15 protein-coding genes are annotated in these 20,249 nt (G+C 42.4%); 9 read left to right on the top strand and 6 right to left on the bottom strand.

Translation table 11 applies throughout. The features are described 5' to 3' along the window. Positions 1-100: 100 nt before the first annotated feature. From AAEY62_RS14595 to AAEY62_RS14575, 5 genes are all read right to left on the bottom strand, one after another. Positions 101-1,477 (bottom strand): uracil-xanthine permease family protein, encoded by a 1,377-nt coding sequence (locus AAEY62_RS14595; protein ID WP_024591975.1) that lies wholly within the window; start codon positions 1,475-1,477, stop codon positions 101-103. 77 nt (positions 1,478-1,554) lie between these two features. Next, positions 1,555-2,622 (bottom strand): BMP family ABC transporter substrate-binding protein, encoded by a 1,068-nt coding sequence (locus tag AAEY62_RS14590; protein ID WP_197237193.1) that lies wholly within the window; start codon positions 2,620-2,622, stop codon positions 1,555-1,557. Positions 2,623-2,694: 72 nt separating this feature from the next. Next, positions 2,695-3,621, bottom strand: a complete 927-nt coding sequence (locus tag AAEY62_RS14585; protein WP_350635211.1) for an ABC transporter permease — start codon at positions 3,619-3,621, stop codon at positions 2,695-2,697. A 3-nt stretch (positions 3,622-3,624) separates the two neighbouring features. Continuing rightward, on the bottom strand, positions 3,625-4,728 hold the full coding sequence (locus AAEY62_RS14580; protein WP_350635209.1) for an ABC transporter permease: 1,104 nt from the start codon (positions 4,726-4,728) through the stop codon (positions 3,625-3,627). Then, entirely contained in the window at positions 4,725-6,284 is a 1,560-nt protein-coding gene (locus tag AAEY62_RS14575) for an ABC transporter ATP-binding protein (RefSeq protein WP_350635207.1), read from the bottom strand. The genes AAEY62_RS14580 and AAEY62_RS14575 overlap by 4 nt, the downstream gene beginning before the upstream one ends. A gap of 198 nt (positions 6,285-6,482) precedes the next feature. Between AAEY62_RS14575 and xdhA the strand changes: the two genes are divergently transcribed. From xdhA to puuE, 8 genes are read left to right on the top strand one after another with little or no spacing between them, the layout of a single operon-like run. Then, positions 6,483-7,982, top strand: a complete 1,500-nt coding sequence (gene xdhA / locus AAEY62_RS14570) for a xanthine dehydrogenase small subunit (RefSeq protein ID WP_350635206.1) — start codon at positions 6,483-6,485, stop codon at positions 7,980-7,982. Then, positions 7,969-10,308, top strand: coding sequence for a xanthine dehydrogenase molybdopterin binding subunit (xdhB, locus tag AAEY62_RS14565; RefSeq protein ID WP_350635204.1), 2,340 nt, complete (start codon positions 7,969-7,971; stop codon positions 10,306-10,308). Before xdhA ends, xdhB begins: the two co-directional genes overlap by 14 nt. After that, complete coding sequence (gene xdhC, locus AAEY62_RS14560) at positions 10,301-11,191, top strand: xanthine dehydrogenase accessory protein XdhC (RefSeq protein WP_350635202.1); 891 nt, start codon at positions 10,301-10,303, stop codon at positions 11,189-11,191. Before xdhB ends, xdhC begins: the two co-directional genes overlap by 8 nt. After that, positions 11,188-11,688, top strand: a complete 501-nt coding sequence (gene uraD / locus AAEY62_RS14555; RefSeq protein WP_350585625.1) for a 2-oxo-4-hydroxy-4-carboxy-5-ureidoimidazoline decarboxylase — start codon at positions 11,188-11,190, stop codon at positions 11,686-11,688. Before xdhC ends, uraD begins: the two co-directional genes overlap by 4 nt. Continuing rightward, a complete protein-coding gene (gene uraH, locus AAEY62_RS14550) occupies positions 11,685-12,023 on the top strand; it encodes a hydroxyisourate hydrolase (protein ID WP_198551855.1) in 339 nt (112 codons plus the stop codon). The genes uraD and uraH overlap by 4 nt, the downstream gene beginning before the upstream one ends. Before the next feature lie 2 nt (positions 12,024-12,025). After that, on the top strand, positions 12,026-13,390 hold the full coding sequence (gene guaD / locus AAEY62_RS14545) for a guanine deaminase (protein WP_350603900.1): 1,365 nt from the start codon (positions 12,026-12,028) through the stop codon (positions 13,388-13,390). 5 nt (positions 13,391-13,395) lie between these two features. Continuing rightward, entirely contained in the window at positions 13,396-14,607 is a 1,212-nt protein-coding gene (locus tag AAEY62_RS14540; RefSeq protein ID WP_024607727.1) for a urate hydroxylase PuuD, read from the top strand. Between the two features lies 1 nt (position 14,608). Next, entirely contained in the window at positions 14,609-15,541 is a 933-nt protein-coding gene (puuE, locus tag AAEY62_RS14535) for an allantoinase PuuE (RefSeq protein ID WP_024591986.1), read from the top strand. Between the two features lie 102 nt (positions 15,542-15,643). Here the strand turns inward: puuE and AAEY62_RS14530 are convergent, their stop codons facing one another. Beyond that, positions 15,644-18,145 carry a S8 family serine peptidase gene (locus tag AAEY62_RS14530; protein ID WP_350635200.1) on the bottom strand — a complete coding sequence of 834 codons (2,502 nt, stop codon included), beginning with the start codon at positions 18,143-18,145 and terminating at the stop codon, positions 15,644-15,646. Positions 18,146-18,728: 583 nt separating this feature from the next. On the opposite strand from AAEY62_RS14530, the gene AAEY62_RS14525 reads away from it, so the two are divergent. Then, on the top strand, positions 18,729-20,231 hold the full coding sequence (locus tag AAEY62_RS14525; protein ID WP_024591988.1) for a curlin: 1,503 nt from the start codon (positions 18,729-18,731) through the stop codon (positions 20,229-20,231). Positions 20,232-20,249 lie beyond the last annotated feature (18 nt).

Raw genomic sequence — 20,249 nt, 5'->3', positions numbered from 1 at the left:
AAAGCAGTTAGCTTATGAGCAACTGACCACTTAATCTAGCCAAAACAAGTTATGCACTTACAATTTGAATCTAGGTTCCTTTATTTTTATGAATCTTAGTTTAGTTAAGATGATCCGTACTTGCTGAGTAATTTTCTGGTAGTACCAACGTCATTATTATTGCGGTGATACCCGACACCGTCACTGCGCTACCGAATATGGCAGTAACCAACTTAGGTGCGTTTGTAAACAACTCTGGTACAAAACTAACACCTAGCCCTAGTCCCAAACTCACCGCAATAATAAGTAAACTTCTGCGATTTATTTTTTCGCTGGCTAGTATTTTGACCCCTGCGGCTGCTACGGTGCCAAACATTACAAGCGTTGCACCGCCCAAAACGGGTTTAGGTATATTTTGTAATACAGCGCCAATCACAGGAAACAAACCAAGGATGATTAAAATACCGCCGATCCACAGGCCTATGTACCTGCTGGCAACACCTGTTAGCTGAATAACCCCGTTGTTTTGACTAAAAGTAGTATTTGGAAAAGTGTTAAATAAGGCCGCAATCATCGAGTTAACGCCATCACCTAGAATACCACCGCGTATGCGTGCTAAGTAAGTAGGCCCTCTAACAGGTAACTTAGAAACAGCACAATTGGCAGTAATATCGCCTGTCGATTCAATTGCAGTAATAAGGTATAAAAAGCCAAAGGCTATAAGCGCACCAAAATCTACACTAAAACCGTACTTAAACGGTATTGGCATGGCGATTAAATCAAACTCGCCGACTTCAAATTTGGCTATTCCTAATATAACGGCCAGTATCCAACCTACTATCATGGCTACAACCACAGCAGTTAGCCTTACCCATTGATTTTTACTTGCATTAAGCAGCACCACTAAAGCAACAACCGAAAAACCAACAATTAGGTTACTTGGTGAGGCAAACTCGTCAGGCTTATTAGTTAATAGCCACTGGCCGCCGCCTATGTCGGTCATACCCACTTTTATAAGGTAGACGCCTATAGTGGTAATAACCACGCCGGTAACAACAGGCTTAATTACTTTGCCGAGTTTTTCTATAAAAAAACTAATAAATATCTCTACAAAGGCCGCTAAAAAACACACAGCAAAAATAGTAGCGAGTACTTCATCGTTATTGCCACCCGTAGCTTTAACAGTAAAGCCTGTGGCCAAAATAGTGCCTAAAAAAGCAAAACTGGTGCCTTGCACACATATAAGTCCAGAACCAACAGGCCCTACTCTGCGCGCTTGTATAAACGTACCAACACCCGATACAAACAACGCCATACTAATTAAATATGGTATTTCAGCAGCTAGGCCAAGCACCCCACCAATAATAAGTGTGGGTGTAATAATGCCTACAAAGCTTGCGAGTACGTGCTGTAGTGCAGCAAAAAATGATTCAGTTAGCCCTGGTTTATCATCTACCGCGTAAATTATGTCTTCTGAAATAGCTTCTTGGTTTGACATGGTCAATATCCTTTTAGCGCTTAAACTTGGGCAAGGTATTAACGCCCAGCCCTATTTTAATTCAAATACGTCTGCGTTTATTTAAGCTGCCCTTCTACGCCTTCAACGTAAAAGTCCATGCCGAGTAAGGTCTTATCATCAATAGTCTGCCCAGCTTTTGTAACCAGCTCACCTTGCTGATTTTTTATTGGCCCAGTAAATGGATGAAACTCGCCATTAGCAATTTTTGCACTAAGTGCGTCTATTTCAGCTACAACATTGGCAGGAATATCTTTACTCAGTGGTGCTAAGCGCGTCATGCCAGTGTCTATCCCTTTCCATATATCTTGCGATTGCCATTTATCGTCAAGTACTTGCTGTACGCGCTCTGCATAAAATTCATCCCAGTGATGAACCGCTGCCGTTAAATGCGCTTTTTTACCGTATCCGCTCATATCTGAGTGGTAGCCAATAGCGTAAATACCAGCGGCTTGCGCGGCTTGCAGTGGTGCAGGCGAATCAGTATGTTGGGTAATAATATCAACGCCTTGATCTATTAGGCTATCGGCAGCTTCGCGCTCTTTACCCGGATCAAACCAGCTATTAACCCACACTACTTTTACTTTTGCATTAGGCTTTACTGAGCGCAAGCCAAGCGTAAATGCATTTATACCGCGTATTACCTCCGGAATAGGAAACGCAGCAATATAACCAATGCTGTCGGTTTTACTCATGTGCCCTGCAATAACACCTGTTAGGTAGCGTCCTTCGTAAATGCGATCAAAGTAAGTGCTTACGTTTTTTGCGCGTTTATAGCCTGTGGCATGCTCAAACTTTACATTAGGAAATCGTTTAGCCACTTTAAGTGTTGGGTTCATGTAGCCAAACGACGTGGTAAATATTAAATCGTGCCCGCTTTTAGCCAGTTGCGTAATAACACGCTCTGCATCCGCTCCTTCTGGTACGCTTTCGACAAAAGTAGTTTCTATTTTGTCGCCAAACTTTTCTTCTAGGTAGTGGCGGCTAGAGTCATGTGTATAAGTCCAACCGGCCTCACCTATGGGGCTTACATATACAAAGCCAACTTTTACGCTATCTTTTGCAATAGCAGATGCGCTTATGCCTAAGCTCAATGCAACCCCGAGTGCTGTTATAAGTTTTTTCATTGTTATTCTCCGTGTTATATTTTTAATATCCTGTTGTAGCAGGTGATTTACCTTATTGATTTTGTAATTAATTTAATGACCCTTGTGCCAAGGTTTACCTAGCCACATGGGTTCGTACATTTTTAATTTTTGTTTATTTTTACTGAGCATAATCAGTACTATAAGCGTTGCACCATAAGGCAACATGGCCAGTAAGTTAGACTCCACAGCCCACCCAAAAGCCTGTGCCACTAAGTGCATAATGCTGGCAAAGCCAAATAAATAAGCGCCAAGCATTACGCGCTCAATACGCCAGCTTGCAAACACCACTAAAGCAAGAGCTATCCAACCTCGCCCTGCCGTCATGTTTTGAGTCCAAAGTGGTGTATAAGCCAACGACAAGTATGCGCCCGCAATGCCAGCCAGTGCGCCGCCAAACATTACGGCTAAATAACGTGTACGCATTACAGGTAACCCTAAGTTATTACCCACACTTGGGTTTTCGCCAATAGCTCGTACTGCAAGCCCTGCTCTGTGGTATTTAAAAAACAAATACGCACCAAGCACTAAACCCCAACTTAAATACACAATGGCGTCTTGCGAAAATAGCGCTTTGCCTAAAACCGGAATATGCTCAAACCCTGCAATTGCTAAAGTAGGTAACGCGTTAATGGTTTTTCCCTCATAGTCAGCACCTAAAAATGCCGAAAGGCCTGTACCAAAAATAGTGAGCGCTAAACCTGCCGCTACTTGGCTAGCATTTAAATTAAGCGCTACAAAAGCGAAAATAAGTGAGGCCATAACACCAACCAAAGCTGCTACCGTAAAACCAATAAATAGGTTATCGCATTGGTACATAGCTATAAACCCTGCCACTGCGCCTAAAAGCATCATGCCTTCTTGCCCTAAATTTAAGGTGCCGCTTTTTTCGCATACCATTTCACCCAGCGCCACCAGCAATAAGGGGGTGCCTGTACGAATAGTGGCGTATAAAATATTAGTAATTACATCTAATTCCATGATTTAAGACTCCTGTGCAATTTGTATTGGCTGCGCTTTTTGTTGTTTAAATGGCAGCGAAAATTTAAGGCGATAAGCAATAAGCACATCGCACGAGAGTAAATAAAACAGCATTAACCCCTGAAAAATACCGGTTATAGCGTTAGGTAATCCCATGTTAATTTGCGCAAGTTCACCTCCCATATAAATAAGCCCCATTAGTAAGCCCGCAAACGTAATTCCTACTGGGTGGAGTCGCCCTAAAAAAGCAACAATAATGGCGGCATAGCCATAACCGGGTGATATTTGCGGAACTAGCTGCCCAATAGGCCCAGCTACTTCGCCCGCTCCAGCAAGCCCCGCCAAGCCCCCGCTAATAACTAGCACTCCGGCAATTAATAATGCTCGCTTGTAACCCGCCATTTTGGCCGCGGATGCATCAAGCCCAAGTACTTGTATTTGAAAGCCTATAAAGGTTTTACTAATAAAAACCCATGTGGCGCATAGCGCTAATAACGCAAACGCCAGGCCTAAGTGCAATCGAGTACCGTCGAATAAAACAGGCAATAACGTGCTATCGCCAAACAATGCACTTTCAGGAAAGTTATAACCGTGAGGATCTTTGAGTGGCACATGAACAGCCCACAGCAATACATTTACTGCTATGTAGTTGAGCATTATGGTGACTAAAATTTCATTGGTGTTTAAACGCAGCTTCATAAAAGCAGCAAGCCCCGCCCACAACATGCCACCAGCAATACCAGCGAGTAATGTAAGTGGCATTGCAAAAGCACTTGTTGAATCAACAAAGTTAACGGCTACAGCACTTGCACATACACCACCAATAAGCAGTTGCCCTTCTGCGCCTATATTCCAAACCGATGCTCTATAACAAAGCGCTAAGCCATAGGCGCATAGCAAAATAGGAATGGTCATTACAAGTAGCTCTGTTACACCATACCAGTCGGCAACAGGTGCTATAAGCAATGTATACAGGGCATTTAAAGGATCATGCCCTAATAAGGCAAACACCACGTAACCGGTTATTAATGTGAGTAAAATAGCTAAAACAGGAGAGAGATAACTCCAAGCTGGTGAGCGTTCAACACGTGGTTCTAACTTAATCATACGAGTGCCCCTTGTGGTGTGTGTACTTTAGGCTGGTTATTAAAAACATCGCTAAAGTCGCCAGCCATCCACTGCCCTAACTGCACAAGCGGTACGGTATCGGTATTTAAAATAGGAGACAGTTTGCCATCACAAATTGCGCCAATACGGTCGCAAATTTTATAAAGTTCGTCTAAATCTTCTGAAATAACGAGTACCGCACACCCTTCGTCGCGAAGCTTTAAAATAGCTTCATGTATCGCCACTTGTGCGCCTATATCTACACCCCAAGTAGGGTGCGACATAACGAGTAGCTTTGGGCTTTGCTCTACCTCGCGACCAATAATAAATTTTTGTAAATTACCACCTGAAAGGCTAGCTGCATGAGTGCGAAAACTTGGTGTTTTAACCTTGTATTTTGTAATGATTTTATTAGCAAGCTCAGTAATTTTTTGTTTTACTAAAAAGCCATTTTTAACTAGTCCACTATCAAAACTAGTAAGCAATGCATTTTGTGCTAAATCCATAGTGGGCACGGCTCCTCGCCCAAGCCTATCCTCTGGCACACATGCAAGCCCAAGGCGGCGCCTTTTTAGCGGGCACAGTGCATCAACTACGGTATTTTTAAATTTAATGGCGCTACTACTAGCTTGAATTTGCTCCCCCGAAAGCACTTTTAATAACTCTTCTTGTCCGTTGCCAGCAACACCCGCAATCCCCACTATTTCGCCTTGCTGTACTGCAAAGTTAAAGTTTTTAAGGGGTGTTTCAAATAACGCTTGTGCGGCGGTGGTTAGATTATTAACGGTTAAAAAATCCGCAGTACCCAAAGCTCTGCGAGTTTGGTTACTAATTGGCGTGTTGTCGCCTACCATCAGCCTGGCAATTGACTCACTAGTTTCGTTTTTAGGAATACAATGCCCGCTTACTTTCCCGCCTCTCAAAATGGTCGCACTGTCACATAACTCAATCACTTCGTGCAGTTTATGGCTAATAAACAGCACAGAGCAGCCTTCTTTTTTAAGTGACTTTAGGGTTTTAAATAATGCATCGACTTCTTGTGGAGTCAGTACTGAAGTGGGTTCGTCTAAAATAAGTAACTGAATATCTAATAATAAGCATCTAACAATTTCTACTCGTTGGCGCTCGCCAGTTGAAAGTGTTGATACCAGTCTATGGGGGTCTAATGGCATACCATAACGTGTTGATGTTTTTGTAATTCGACCCGCAAGCGTGCTGCTATGCCCTGCTAAATCACCTAACGCTAGTTCAATATTTTGGGCGACCGTAAGTGTTTCAAATAACGAAAAATGCTGAAAGACCATTCCAATGCCTAAATCACGCGCATCAGCAGGGTCTTTTATATTCATTATACGGCCATTAAAAAACATGTCCCCTTGGTCAGGTTTAACCACACCATAAAGCATTTTCATTAATGTGCTTTTACCTGCACCGTTTTCACCTAATAAGGCATGCACTTCACCATGCTTAATTTTTAAGGTTACGTCATTATTGGCTATACATCCGGGATACTGCTTTGTCATTCCCTGCATAGTAAGGCGGTATTTATTATTCATTATTAGGGCCTATTTGTACTTAATGAGCAATTTAGCCTACTCAAAACATCAACTGACCAACCGGTCAACAATGGCATGGTAACTGCAATATACTTACCAAGATGAAAAAGTATTTTTCTTACCCGTGCGCAAACAACAAGAAAAAACATACGCCAAGCCTTTATGTATCAGGGCTTTATAAAAATTAAGGGGGTCTGTGTGATTCAATTTTTATTAAATAACACGCCAATTGAAGTACAAGAATGTTCGCCAAGTCTCACCATTTTGGACTGGCTACGCACCAAAAAAGGGAAAGTGGGCACAAAAGAAGGGTGTGCAACTGGCGACTGTGGCGCGTGCACAATTTTAGTGGGTGAAGAGCGTATAAATGCAAACGGGCAAACTAGTTGGCAATACAAAACAATGAACAGCTGTTTATTGTTATTAGGTAATGCGCATGCAAAACATATAGTAACGGTAGAGGCTGTGACTACTGGCTTATACCCAAACTTAACCGATTTACACCCCGTACAACGTGCACTGGTGGAGTGCCATGGTTCGCAGTGTGGTTTTTGTACGCCTGGTATAATAATGAGCTTGTTGGCTCTTTATATTAATGAGCCTACGTACCCTGGTAAAAAAGCGGTTATTCATGCACTTGGTGGTAACTTATGCCGTTGTACAGGTTATAGCCCTATATTACTTGCAGCCGAAAAAGCCTATAGCTATGAGCGTAAAGCTGAACCGTACTCAGCAATGGCCGCTCAATTTAAAGCATCACTTAATACGCAATATGATGACGATATTCCATTTTTAAAAAATGGTCCTCGTAAATTTTACTTACCACAAACTGCCCAGCAACTTGTTGAGCTAAAAGCGCTTTATCCTTATGCACATTTAGTTGCTGGTGGCACCGACTTTGCCATTGAGCTTAGCCAAAACATGCTCTTACCGGATGTAATTATCTCCCTTAGCCAAGTAAAGGATCTTTGCACCTTGGCAGATAATAACGGTGAGTTACACATTGGTGCAGCACTCCCTTATAGCCAATTTGTTGAAGTATTTTATAACCATTACCCAGAGTCAAAAGAGCTATTTGAACGCTTAGGATCAAGCCAAGTACGTAACAGTGGCACACTTGGTGGCAGCATAGGGAATGCCTCTCCTATTGGCGATCCAGCTCCTCTTTTAATCGCTCTGAATGCATCAATGGATTTATTAAGCAGCGCTGGTACGCGCACTATTAAAGTTGCCGACTACTTTATTGATTACAAAAAAACAGTTCTTAAAAGCGATGAAGTAATTAGTAAGTTCACCATCCCAAAGCGCCCAGAGTCACTAAAACTGGCGTGTCATAAAATATCAAAACGCTTTGAAGACGATATATCTACCGTGTGTTTGGTGCTTGCTATAGAGCATTCACAAAACATGATTACTCAAGCCCGCTGCGCTATGGGCGGTATGGCAGCTATTCCTAAGCGCGCGCAGCATATTGAGCAAAAGCTGATATCTCAATCATTACAAGTGAGCACTTTTATAGACGCAGCAACGGCTATTAACGATGACTTTACACCTATGAGCGATGTAAGAAGCAGTGCGCATTATCGCACCACGGTAAGCAAAAACTTATTACAACGCATTGGTATTGAGTTTTGTGAGCCGCAAGCACGCAACAATAACAACATTGCCATTACGAGGATCTCACATGCGTCACTTTGAAATGGATAAACTAAAAGCGCAAGGTGGTAGCGTTGGACAATCTAAATATCACGAAAGCGCTATTAAACAAGTTTGTGGCAGTGCAAATTTTGCCGACGATAACCCTGAGCCATACGGCTGCCTGCATGCCTACCCAGTGCTCGCCCCTGTTACAAGCGGCTTTATTAAATCAATAGATACCAGTCTCGCACTGGCAGTTGAAGGCGTTAAACGTATTTTATCGGCAGAAGATGTACCCGGTAAATTAGATATTGGCCCGGTATTTCCTGGTGATGTACTGCTGACCAGCCATGAAATTCAATACCACGGGCAACCTGTATTAATTGTCGTTGCCGACACCTATGAAATAGCGCGTCGCGCTGCACGCTTAGTGGTTATTGAGTGCGAGCAAACTACACCCATACTTGATATTAAAGAAGCCATTAGCAAAGAGCATTGGGTGAGGCCGCCCCATTCACTTAACCGTGGTAACAGCGAACAAGCCATTAATAACGCAGCCCACCAGCTTAAAGGCGAAATAAACATAGGCGGGCAAGAACACTTTTATTTAGAAGGCCAAATAGCGCTGGCGCAACCTGATAACGACGGGGGCATTCATGTTCAATGCTCTACGCAACACCCTACTGAGGTGCAGCACTTAGTTGCTAAAATTTTAAAAAAGCCATTTAGCTTTGTAAACGTAGAAACCCGCCGTATGGGCGGTGCTTTTGGCGGCAAAGAAACCCAAGGCGCACCATGGGCATGCCTTGCAGCCCTTGCGGTTTATTACCTTGGCTGCGCAGTAAAAATGCGCCTAGCCCGCAGCGACGATTTTAAATTAACCGGTAAACGCCACCCTTTTTATAACCAATACCATGTTGGTTTTGACGAAAATGGTTTAATAGAAGGTGCCGACATTACCGTAAATGGGTTTTGTGGCTACTCGCCTGATTTATCTGATGCAATTGTAGATCGCGCCATGTTTCATGCCGATAACGCCTACTACTACCCAGCCGCCACAATTAAAGGTAATCGCTGTAAAGTAAATACCGTAAGCCATACCGCATTTAGAGGATTTGGTGGCCCGCAAGGCATGATCATGGGCGAGCTAATAATGGACGATATAGCCGCCACATTAGGTAAAGATCCGCTTGAAATTAGAAAACTCAATTTATATAAAAAAGGCCGCGACACCACGCCGTACCATCAAACCATAGAGCAACATATTTTAAAAGATATGATAAACCAGCTTGAGGAGTCGGGTGACTACTGGGCACGTAAAGAGGCTATTAAAGCATTTAACATATCGTCACCTATTATCAAAAAAGGCCTTGCGATGACGCCGGTTAAATACGGTATTTCGTTTACTGTACAACACTTAAACCAAGCCGGTGCATTAGTACATGTATATAGCGATGGCTCTATACATTTAAACCACGGCGGCACCGAAATGGGCCAAGGGCTCAACACCAAAATTGCGCAAATTGTGGCCCATGGCTTTGGGGTCGATTTTAACGCGGTAAGTATTAGTGCTACGCGTACCGACAAAGTACCAAACACCTCGCCAACAGCGGCTTCAAGCGGTACCGACTTAAACGGTATGGCGGCGCTAAATGCAGTAAACATAATAAAAGAGCGCTTAATAAACTTTATTACCGAGCACTTTGAAGTAGACAGCAACACTGTTGTATTTAAAGATAACCTCATTACTTTTAGTAAAGGGGAAATTAGCTTTAGCGAACTTGCAAATCTTGCTTACATGAATCGTATATCGCTTTCATCTACCGGTTATTACGCCACACCAAAAATTCATTACGACAGAGCCAAAGGCGAAGGCCGTCCGTTTTTTTACTACGCTCACGGCGTAGCACTCAGCGAAGTAGAAGTAGATACGCTTACGGGCGAAAACACGGTAACCCGCGTTAATATACTGCACGATGTAGGCAGTTCAATTAATCCAGCACTTGATATAGGGCAAATTGAAGGCGCCTTTGTACAAGGTATGGGCTGGCTAACAACCGAAGACTTACAATGGAATGATAAAGGCCAGCTTGCAAGCTTTGGCCCAGCCAACTACAAAATACCAGCTATTGGCGATACCCCTGCCGAATTTAACGTCAATCTTTATAACTCAGCAAATCCAGAAACCACCGTGTTTAGATCAAAAGCCGTAGGCGAGCCGCCATTCATGCTGGCCTTTAGTGTATGGAGCGCTATTCGTAATGCAATAAGCAGTGTGGCTAATTACAAATACACCGCCCCACTGGATACACCCGCAACCCCAGAGCGAGTATTGAGTGCAATTGAGCAAACCGCTAGTTGGTTTAAGGAGCATCAACATGACTAATTTAAATGAGTCGTTTCAGGGTTTTCATACGCAAAACTGGGCGCAGGCTATAAACGAGCACGAACAAAGCGGCACTAACTATGTAATTGCCACGGTACTTGGCACCAATGGCTCAACCCCTCGCGGCACAGGCTCAAAAATGGTAATAAGCGGCGAGCATATTTACGACACCCTTGGCGGTGGCCACCTTGAGTACGTAGTAATAGAAAAAGCCCGCGAACTACTTGCCAAAGGCGAAGCCGCCCAAGTAATTGAGAAATTTAACCTAGGTGCAAATTTAGGCCAGTGCTGCGGCGGGGCTGCCACAGTTATGCTTGAGTGCATGCAATGCGAGCGCTTTACCCTTGATATATATGGCGCAGGCCACGTAGCACAGGCACTTATTGGTATATTGGCACAGCTGCCAATGCGCATACGCTGGATAGATAGCCGCGCAGATGTATTCCCACAGGCTATTCCAAATAACGTAGTAAAAGTGGTTGATGAAGAGCCAACAGAGCAAGTAAAACGTGCGCCTAAAGCTAACAACTACTTGATACTTACCCATAACCACCAGCTCGACTTTGCACTCACCCAAGCCATTATTAAACGCGCTGATGCCAATTGGCTGGGCGTTATTGGCTCTGACACTAAAGCAAAACGTTTTAAACAACGCCTAGCACATCGCGATTTTACAGCCGATCAAATACAACAAATGACCTGCCCTGTTGGGCTTAAAAACATTACGGGCAAATTACCAATGGAAGTGGCTATTTCGATTAGTGGACAGCTAATTGGCCTTTATCAGGCTATGCAAACCCAAGCGCCAAAACGCCAAGGCTTGCAGTGGCGCACACTAAAAAATGCCTTAATTAGCACCACGCAGGAGGAAGTAAACGCATGAGCAGTTTACAAATAAATACGCTAAATGATGCACAAGCAAAACAAGCTCTTGAGCATTGCTGCGCGGCCCCTAACTGGGTGGCAGCCATGGTAAAAGCAATGCCATTTAAAAGTGCTCAACAGCTGTTTGAATGCGCAAAAAGCATATGGGATAGCCTTGGCGAGAGCGACTATTTAGCTGCCTTTGAAGGCCACCCGCAAATAGGTGACTTATCAACCCTTAGCAAAAAATACGCTGCTACCGCACAAAAAGCGGGGCATGAGCAATCAGGTATGAGCAAAGCAAACGAAGCCGTACTTACCAAAATGATTACCCTTAATAAAGAGTACCTGAACAAGTTTGGCTTTATTTTTATTGTGTGCGCCACCGGTAAAACGGCCGAACAAATGCTTGAACTCATAGAGCAGCGCATACACAACACCCGCAGTACAGAGCTAAATATAGCCGCGGGCGAACAAGCCAAAATAACAAAAATAAGATTGGAGTCACTGCTATGAACAAAAGCCCTATAACCACCCATATACTCGATACCAGCACCGGAAAACCTGCAGCAAACGTTGCTGTTAAGCTATTTAAACTTACAAATAACGAATGGGTACAACTAACCCAAGGCACAACCGATACCGATGGGCGAATTACCGACTGGCTAAATACAGAAGTAGAATTTGCAACCTATAAACTGGTATTTGATTTAGATAGTTATTACCAAAACCAACCTACCCCTGCGTTTTACCCAGAGGCGCAAATAGCTTTTAGATTACAAGATACTAAACATCATCATATCCCATTGTTGCTTAGCCCGTTTGGCTACTCTACATACAGAGGTAGCTAACGATGAGCACACAAAACAATAATAACTTAACAGTAGTTTGTGCTGATATACTCGACTTTGTTGACGACCCTGCCATTGCTGGCGAAAACGCCCATCGTTTTTTTGAAAAAGGCGCATTAGTTATCAAGCACGGCAAAGTAGTTAAACTTGGCTACGAGCAAGACATACTGCCAACGATTGATAAATCAGCGCGTGTTATCCGCCACGATGGTAAGCTCGTTATGCCTGGTATGATTGACACCCACATACACTTACCACAAACCGAAATGGTGGGTGCATACGGCGAGCAACTGCTAAGTTGGCTAACCGAGTATGCGTTTCCGACAGAGAAAAAGTTTACGTGTAAGCATTATTCAAAAGAGATCTCTAATCGCTTTTTAGACGAGCTGCTGCGCAATGGCACAACCACCGCCCTTGTATTTGGCACTGTGCACCCGCAATCGGTTGATGCGTTTTTTAAAGAATCACAAAAACGCAATTTACGTATGATTGCCGGTAAAGTAATGATGGATCGTAACTGCCCTGACGACTTATCTGATTGCGCGCAAACAAGCTATGACGAATCTAAAGCCCTAATAAAAAAATGGCACAATGTTGACAGGCTAAGCTACGCAGTTACGCCGCGTTTTGCCCCCACATCAACCCCAGAACAATTACAAAAATGCACTCAGTTACTTGAAGAATACCCAGACACCTACCTGCACACTCATCTATCAGAAAACAAAGACGAGTGCGAATGGGTTAAAGGGCTATTTCCAGAAGCTGAAGATTACCTTGGCGTTTACGAGCAAGCAAAAATGGTGCGTAAACGCTCAGTATTTGCCCATAGTATTCATTTATCTGAGCGCGAACTTTGCTGCCTTGCAGATAACAATGCGGCTATATCGCACTGCCCTACCTCAAACCTATTTTTAGGATCAGGACTTTTAAATTTAAAAGCCTGTGAAGAGCACGGCATAAACGTAGGCATGGGTACCGATGTAGGCGCAGGAACAAGCTTTTCTATGCTACAAACAGGTAACGAAGCTTACAAAATCCAACAGTTACAAGGTCAAAAGTTTTCAGCATTTAAAGGGCTGTATTTAGCAACACTCGGCGGTGCTAGAGCGCTCGATTTAGAAGGGACAATTGGTAATTTTGAAGCCGGCTGTGAGGCCGATTTTATTGTAATGGATTGTTCAGCAACTTCGTTTTTAAAATTTAGAATACAACATGCCAAAACCCTACATGAAAAACTATTTGTAATGATGATGTTAGGCGACGACCGCTGCGTTGAGCAAACCTACATTATGGGTAAAAGTGTGTATAAGCGCGATGATAGCAATCAATTTTCAGACACCCGCTCACCGGTATTAGAAGAGGCTTAACCGTTATGGAAAACTATTTATTTGAGCTTGCTCATTTAGTACTGCGTTATTTTCATGTTATTGCTGGTATAGCCTGGATTGGCGCTTCATTTTATTTTGCATGGCTTGATAACAACCTACAAACACCACCGCAGTGGAAAATAGATAAAGGCATAAAAGGCGATTTATGGGCCGTGCATGGCGGTGGCTTTTACGAAGTGGCTAAGTATCAAAATGGGCCTGAAAAAATGCCCCATACCCTGCATTGGTTTAAGTGGGAAGCCTATACAACCTGGATCACCGGTGTTTTATTATTTAGCTTACTTTATTATGTAGGCGCCGATGTTTACCTAATCGATAACAGTAAAAGTGAGCTAAGTAAATTTGCAGCTATTGGCGCATCACTTGGTTTTATTGGCTTAGGCTATGGTGTTTATCGTTTATTGTGTAAAACCCCGCTCGTTGAAAACGGTAAAGCGTTTATTGCTGTGGTTATTGGTTTATTAGCTCTGTGGACTTATGGGGTTGATCAACTATTTAGCGACCGCGCTGTGTATATTCATGTAGGTGCGCTTATTGGCACGTGTATGGTTGGCAATGTGTATCACATTATTATGCCAGGGCAACGCTATATGGTAAGTGAAGTAGAAGCCGGCCGTATTCCCGAATCGCTCCCAGGACTAAAAGCCAAGCAATGCTCGATACATAATAACTACGCCACGTTACCAGTGGTATTTATTATGCTTAGCAATCACTTTCCTTACACGTATAGCCACAACTTTGGCTGGCTTATTTTAATTGCGCTGTTTGGTATTGGTATGTGGATACGCCATTACTTTAACTTAAAACATCAAGGCGTTAATAAACCTTCAGTACTTATAAGTGGTATTGCAGCATTTTTTGCTCTTATGTTAGCAATAGCTCCGTGGCCTAGCAGCCCAACAAATGCAGACGAAAACGCGCCTTTACAAGCAAGTATCACCGACGTACAAGCGTGGGATATAATCAGCAAACACTGTACGCAGTGCCATAGTGAAACACCGACCTCTGAGCTTTTTCAAACAGCGCCACTTGGTTTTAAACTTGATTCAATTGAACAGGTAAAAAAGTCGCAAGTACTTGTTCATACCCGCGCCGTAGTAACCAAAGACATGCCACTGGCTAATATGACCAAGATGACAGACACAGAGCGCGAAATGCTCGGGTCTTGGCTCACGGCACTTAAAAAGGAGCAATAATATGAGCGAGCAATTTAAAAACTACCCGCGCGATTTAATTGGTTATGGCCCAGATGTACCCCATGCAAATTGGCCCAATAAAGCACGTATTGCCGTGCAAGTGGTATTAAATTACGAAGAAGGCGGCGAAAACTGTGTATTACATGGTGATGCAGCGGCCGAAACATTTTTATCTGAAATAGTAAGTGCTCCCCATGTAGAAGACCGCCATATAAGCATGGAGTCTATTTACGAATATGGCTCGCGCGCGGGCGTGTGGAGGTTACTGCGTTTATTTAAAAAATACGATATACCGGTCACCATTTTTGCGGTTGCCATGGCCCTTGAGCGCCACCCCGATGTAGCTAAAGCCTTTGTTGAAGCAGGGCACGAGATTGCAAGCCATGGCCTGCGCTGGATTAATTATCAAAATATAGATAAGCAAACTGAACGCGAGCACATGCAAAAAGCCATTGAGATTATTCAAACGCTTACGGGTAAAAAGCCCAAAGGCTGGTATACCGGCCGAACTAGCCCAAATACCGCAGCCCTTGTGGCGGAAAATGGCACGTTTTTATATGACGCCGACGATTACAGCGACGATTTGCCCTTTTACAGTATTAAAGAAGGTAAGCCACAACTCATTGTGCCCTACACGCTTGATGTAAACGACATGCGCTTTGCTGCCGTACAGGGTTTTAATGCCGGCGATCAGTTTTTTAATTACTTAAAAGATGCATTCGATACGCTATACGAGGAAGGCGACCCAGAAGGTGAAAACGCCCCAAAAATGATGTCGATAGGTTTGCATTGCCGCTTAATTGGCAGACCAGGAAGAGTAAAGGCATTGGCACGGTTTTTAAAATATGCCCGCTCTCATGAGCAGGTATGGTTTGCCACGAGAGAGCAAATAGCCGAGCACTGGCTTAAAACCCACCCGTATAAAAAAGCATAGTTATACTCCATTCAAAATAAATTCTAATTGCTTATTATACCATCGTAAAACATAAAAAAGCCCAGCAATGCTGGGCTTAAATTACTTTAGGAGTAGTGAAATTTATTCAAAAGAAACGGTGATGATATTCGAACACACATTTTCTGTTACACATAATTGGTAATCGTACGATGGTAATGTAGCTCCACGCACGTAATCACGGTAGCGTCCGTTATCTGCAGTGGTATCAACTAACTCACCATTACGGTAAACGCTTAATGACTCTGCACCCACTTCTTCCCAGCTAAGTTCTACACGCATCGTACCTAGGCGTGTTTTGTTAGCGCGTTTTAAGTTCAGTTCAAGGGTCACGTCACTTACAACAACGGTTTGGGTAAATGTATCTGTATTACCTTCACTGTCAGTAACAGTTAGTTCTACATCGTAACTACCCGATTGCGCATATGCATGCATAGGGCTTGAATCTGTTGATGTAGCGCCATCGCCAAAGCTCCAGCTCCACTGTGTAATGTCGTTATTGGCATCATTGCTTGTATCTACAAACGAGGCTGTTAAACCTTGCGTATCAACAGTAAAGCCTGCACGTGGCGGTTGTGCACTTACTTCGCCTATAGCGCTAAGCGTAAGTGACCAGCCATTAATATTACCTGTGTCTGCACCCGCTGTATCCACAGCATTTAACGTCCAGTCGCCTGTTGCTACTTCACTGTTAAATACGCTTGATGTAAATGTTTTAACAATATCATCTTCGCTGCCACCTTCATTACTCTGTAAAGTTACCTCAGAGCCTTGTGGTGAAATTAGCGTAAGGACTATATCGCCAGACCAAGTATGCGTAATATTTACATCAACAGAAGTACCAAAAACAGTTAAATCATCTGAAATTGTAATTACCGAATTAGCACCTTGTGGATCATTATCAGGAATCGCCACATTTTCTTCGCTAGTATAGGTGTAGTCATTTAAACCAGCAGGTTGAAGCATTAAGCTTACTGTTTTTTCTTTAACGATATCATCTGATGTTGCTGTAACAGTAAACTCATAATTACCCCATGGCGTATTTCCATTGGTCTCAACACTAAGCTGTACTGTTTCGCCAGGGCTTGCAGTTAGCTCTGATAAATATGCACCAGTAAGGCTAGATTCTAGTTCAAGCGTTACTTCACCATCCCACTGAGCAATAGAACCAATTTCAAACGTATAAGTTGCAGACTCACCAACTGTTATTTGTTGTGACGCTGGCGTCACAGACATTTTAAAGCTTGGCGTTGGATCGGCATCTAATAACGCCTGATTTGCGTTTAGGCGCGTGCCCGCAAGCGTTTTACCTTGAAGTGCAGCATTAGCGTCACCGCTACTCATTAGTAACGCTTTAAGCTCTGATGTTGTTAAATCAGGGTTTACTGACAACACAAGAGCAGCAACACCGGCAACATGAGGTGTTGCCATTGAAGTACCTGAGTAATTTGCATAGCCATTACCCGGAACTGTTGACAAAATACCAGAGCCTGGTGCTCCCATGTCAACACTTGTCGCGCCCCATTGTGAAAAGTCTGATAAGTTATCATTGCTATCAGTACTGGCAATTGCTAATACACTCTCGTGTTCATAACTTGATGGATAGTGAGGGTTTGCATCATTATCAACTTCGTCATTACCAGCAGCAGCAACAAATAATATGTCAGCTTGCTCACTAACAGTCATAGCATCCGCTAACGCTTGGCTATAACCGCCACCGCCCCAGCTATTGTTTAAAACACGTAAGTTTACACCTGAGTTTTTAAGATTAACCATATAGTCGATACATTTTATTGCATCTGATGTTGAACCATTACCAGCGGCATCTAAAAACTTACAACCAACAATAGAAACTTCATGGTTTACACCCACAACACCTGTAGAATTATTACCGCTTGCACCAATAGTGCCTGATACGTGGGTACCGTGACCTTGGTCATCCATTGGGTCGCCAGCATCCGTAATTGCATTAATACCGTGAATGTCGTCTATGTAACCATTGCCGTCATTATCAATACCATCGCCTGCAATTTCACCAGTGTTAATCCACGCATTGTCAGCTAAATCAGGGTGACTGTAGTCAACACCAGTATCAATAACACCAACTACAACATCGCGACTACCAATTGAGATTTCCCATGCTTCTGGGGCATCAATATCAGCGTCTGCCGTACCACCGGTCTGACCTTCATTATTTAGGCCCCAAAGCTCATCAAAACGAGGGTCGTTAGGTGCGCTCGCAATACTTACTCGGTAATCTGGCTCAACATATTCAATAGCTTGATGAGACTTTAAACGCTCAATAGCTTCTTTAGTGCTCATGCCAGACACTTTAAATTTAGCAAGGCGACCTGAGAATAATGATGTGAAGTTATCATCAACTTCATCATTATTTAAATCTGTAATTTTTGCTTTAACCAAGCTTCGTGCTTGTTTACGCATTTGAGGTGTTGCATTTTTTTTATATTTAACAATAACAGAGTCACTGCTTGCAGCTGCTTGTGGAAGAGCTCCTGCATCAGGTAATTTAGCCGAAGCCAAACAAGGTAGTAAAGCAAGCGTAATAATAGATAATTTTGTTTTCATTGTTCTATCCATAGTTGGGTTAGCTTAGAAGCACTAAGCGGGTTTGTTCACTATTTCAAGTACAAGGGATCACGTGGCAAGTTATAAGCAAACTAGTAAATACGATATTTGACAAGTTAAAAAGTTAAAAAGAATTAAAAATCATAAATTTTGACCAGTTTGGCTATAAAAAAAACACTAAACACAGTCATTTTAATGAACTGCCCCATTACAACCTTACCCATTATAGGGTCAAACTTTTTTACTGCTTTTGCTTACTATTACATTAAAACCCACCAGTTACACACATAAACCAATGATAATAAAAGGTTAATTATTTGGTAAAAAATGATGATTTAAGAAAATGAAATAGGGGAATACAGTTAATGGGTGATTATGAATTTGAGCTTAAACTTTGTTAGTTCAATATTTATGACAAATTAAAACTTAATTATTTATAGTCACATATTACGCTTCACCTACTTCTAAAGTTACGCAAGCGGATCACAAAAAATATATCGGCACGGCATGCTGAAACAACAAATACCTTATTAAAACCTATAACATTTAGGGTATTTGATTTTAATATTTCAAGGAGAAAATAATGAAGTTGAATAAATCACTTTTAAGTTGTGCTGTTGCAATAGCAATGGGTACCAGCTTTGCCTCATATGCAGATACCGACAACAAATCAGCATCAAACTCAGAACTTAGTACAAAAATATCTATACTTAGCACCGCTAATTCAATGACATTGGCGCAATCGCAAAATAATAACACCGCGATTTTAATGCAAGAGGGAGATAGTAATACTATTGAGGTTTCGACTACTGGAAACGAGAACACAACAGAAGTTACTCAATTACAATCAGGTAATTATGTTGGCGTAACAACAATTGGTGACAACAACGAGCAAGTATATGCCCAAGATGGCGTTGCCAACGGTGTAATTACCGAAGTTACTGGTAATAATAATTACCTAAATGTTTTGCAAAGTGGCCAAGGCTTCTTTGTAAACAATGAAGCTGTCAACATGATTGTTGGTGACGACAATATCGTTGATGTAGAGCAAGGCACTGGTGGTCATTGGTTTTACAACTTAGATATGAAAGGTAATGGTAACGAAATCAGTTCATTACAAACAGGTGAGTGGCATGAAGCTGAATTAACCTCTGTAATGGGCGATCAGAATAGCCTGAGTCTTGAGCAAAACGGTTACTGGAATACTTTTAAGGTGAGTTCTTTACAAGGCAACGATAACGAGCTTGATATTGAACAAGACGGCGATCGTAATACTGTTACCTTCACTGATATTTTAGGCGATGCAAATGAGCTTTCAATTGAACAAGAAGGCAATACTAACGCAGTAACATTTGTAGCTGTATTAGGCGATGAAAACGAAATTGATTTAGACCAAGAAGGTTCTTTAAATACTATCGAATCAAACTTATTCGAAGGTCAAAACAACGAAGTTACAGTAACTCAGGTTGATTTAAGCAACTCAACAACTGTTGATATTATTGGTGACGATAATGAATTAACGGCTACACAAGTTGGCTTATTAAATGATGCTTACATGGGCGTTTTAGGTACAGATAACGAATTTATGATTAACCAAGTAGGTGAATCAAATTCAGCGCACGTTGTTAACTTTAATGGGTCTGAAAATGACGTTAACGTTATCCAGTCTGGCCAAGAAAACACTGCTGTTGTTGAGTCTTCATACCCTGATATATCTTTAACATCAAACGACAACGATATCGATATTATGCAAAATGGTTCTCAAAATGAAGCCATGGTTACACTTGCTGGTATTCTAGATAGCAACATGAACCAAATTGACCTAGCTCAAACAGGTGAAATGAACGTAGTTGATATGATGGTTGAAGGTAATGGCCACAGCATTGATATTTCACAAACTGGCGAAGGTAACTGGGTAGTTGGAATGGATCAACCTGCATTTTTAGTAGGTGGTGAAAACGTTTCGTTTAGTGTAACTCAAATGGGTAACGATAACATTGTTGAAGGCGCCGTAATTGGTTTCAACAGCACTGTTTCAGTGACCCAAATTGGTGACGGTAACGTGACTTCTATTACTCAAATGTAATTATTGAGGTTGGGGAGA

The sequence above is a fragment of the Pseudoalteromonas sp. GW168-MNA-CIBAN-0100 genome (assembly GCF_040309225.1).
Lineage (GTDB): Bacteria > Pseudomonadota > Gammaproteobacteria > Enterobacterales > Alteromonadaceae > Pseudoalteromonas > Pseudoalteromonas arctica.
Note: the sequence above shows the minus strand (reverse complement) of the source record. Positions and strands in the feature narration are given on the sequence as shown.

Excerpts from the sequence above, each read along its gene's own strand:
- AAEY62_RS14595 (WP_024591975.1), bottom strand. The coding sequence starts at position 1,477 with ATGTCAAACCAAGAAGCTATTTCAGAAGACATAATTTACGCGGTAGAT.
- AAEY62_RS14590 (WP_197237193.1), bottom strand. The coding sequence starts at position 2,622 with ATGAAAAAACTTATAACAGCACTCGGGGTTGCATTGAGCTTAGGCATA.
- AAEY62_RS14585 (WP_350635211.1), bottom strand. The coding sequence starts at position 3,621 with ATGGAATTAGATGTAATTACTAATATTTTATACGCCACTATTCGTACA.
- AAEY62_RS14580 (WP_350635209.1), bottom strand. The coding sequence starts at position 4,728 with ATGATTAAGTTAGAACCACGTGTTGAACGCTCACCAGCTTGGAGTTAT.
- AAEY62_RS14575 (WP_350635207.1), bottom strand. The coding sequence starts at position 6,284 with ATGAATAATAAATACCGCCTTACTATGCAGGGAATGACAAAGCAGTAT.
- xdhB (WP_350635204.1), top strand. The coding sequence starts at position 7,969 with ATGCGTCACTTTGAAATGGATAAACTAAAAGCGCAAGGTGGTAGCGTT.
- xdhC (WP_350635202.1), top strand. The coding sequence starts at position 10,301 with ATGACTAATTTAAATGAGTCGTTTCAGGGTTTTCATACGCAAAACTGG.
- uraD (WP_350585625.1), top strand. The coding sequence starts at position 11,188 with ATGAGCAGTTTACAAATAAATACGCTAAATGATGCACAAGCAAAACAA.
- uraH (WP_198551855.1), top strand. The coding sequence starts at position 11,685 with ATGAACAAAAGCCCTATAACCACCCATATACTCGATACCAGCACCGGA.
- guaD (WP_350603900.1), top strand. The coding sequence starts at position 12,026 with ATGAGCACACAAAACAATAATAACTTAACAGTAGTTTGTGCTGATATA.
- AAEY62_RS14540 (WP_024607727.1), top strand. The coding sequence starts at position 13,396 with ATGGAAAACTATTTATTTGAGCTTGCTCATTTAGTACTGCGTTATTTT.
- puuE (WP_024591986.1), top strand. The coding sequence starts at position 14,609 with ATGAGCGAGCAATTTAAAAACTACCCGCGCGATTTAATTGGTTATGGC.
- AAEY62_RS14530 (WP_350635200.1), bottom strand. The coding sequence starts at position 18,145 with ATGAAAACAAAATTATCTATTATTACGCTTGCTTTACTACCTTGTTTG.
- AAEY62_RS14525 (WP_024591988.1), top strand. The coding sequence starts at position 18,729 with ATGAAGTTGAATAAATCACTTTTAAGTTGTGCTGTTGCAATAGCAATG.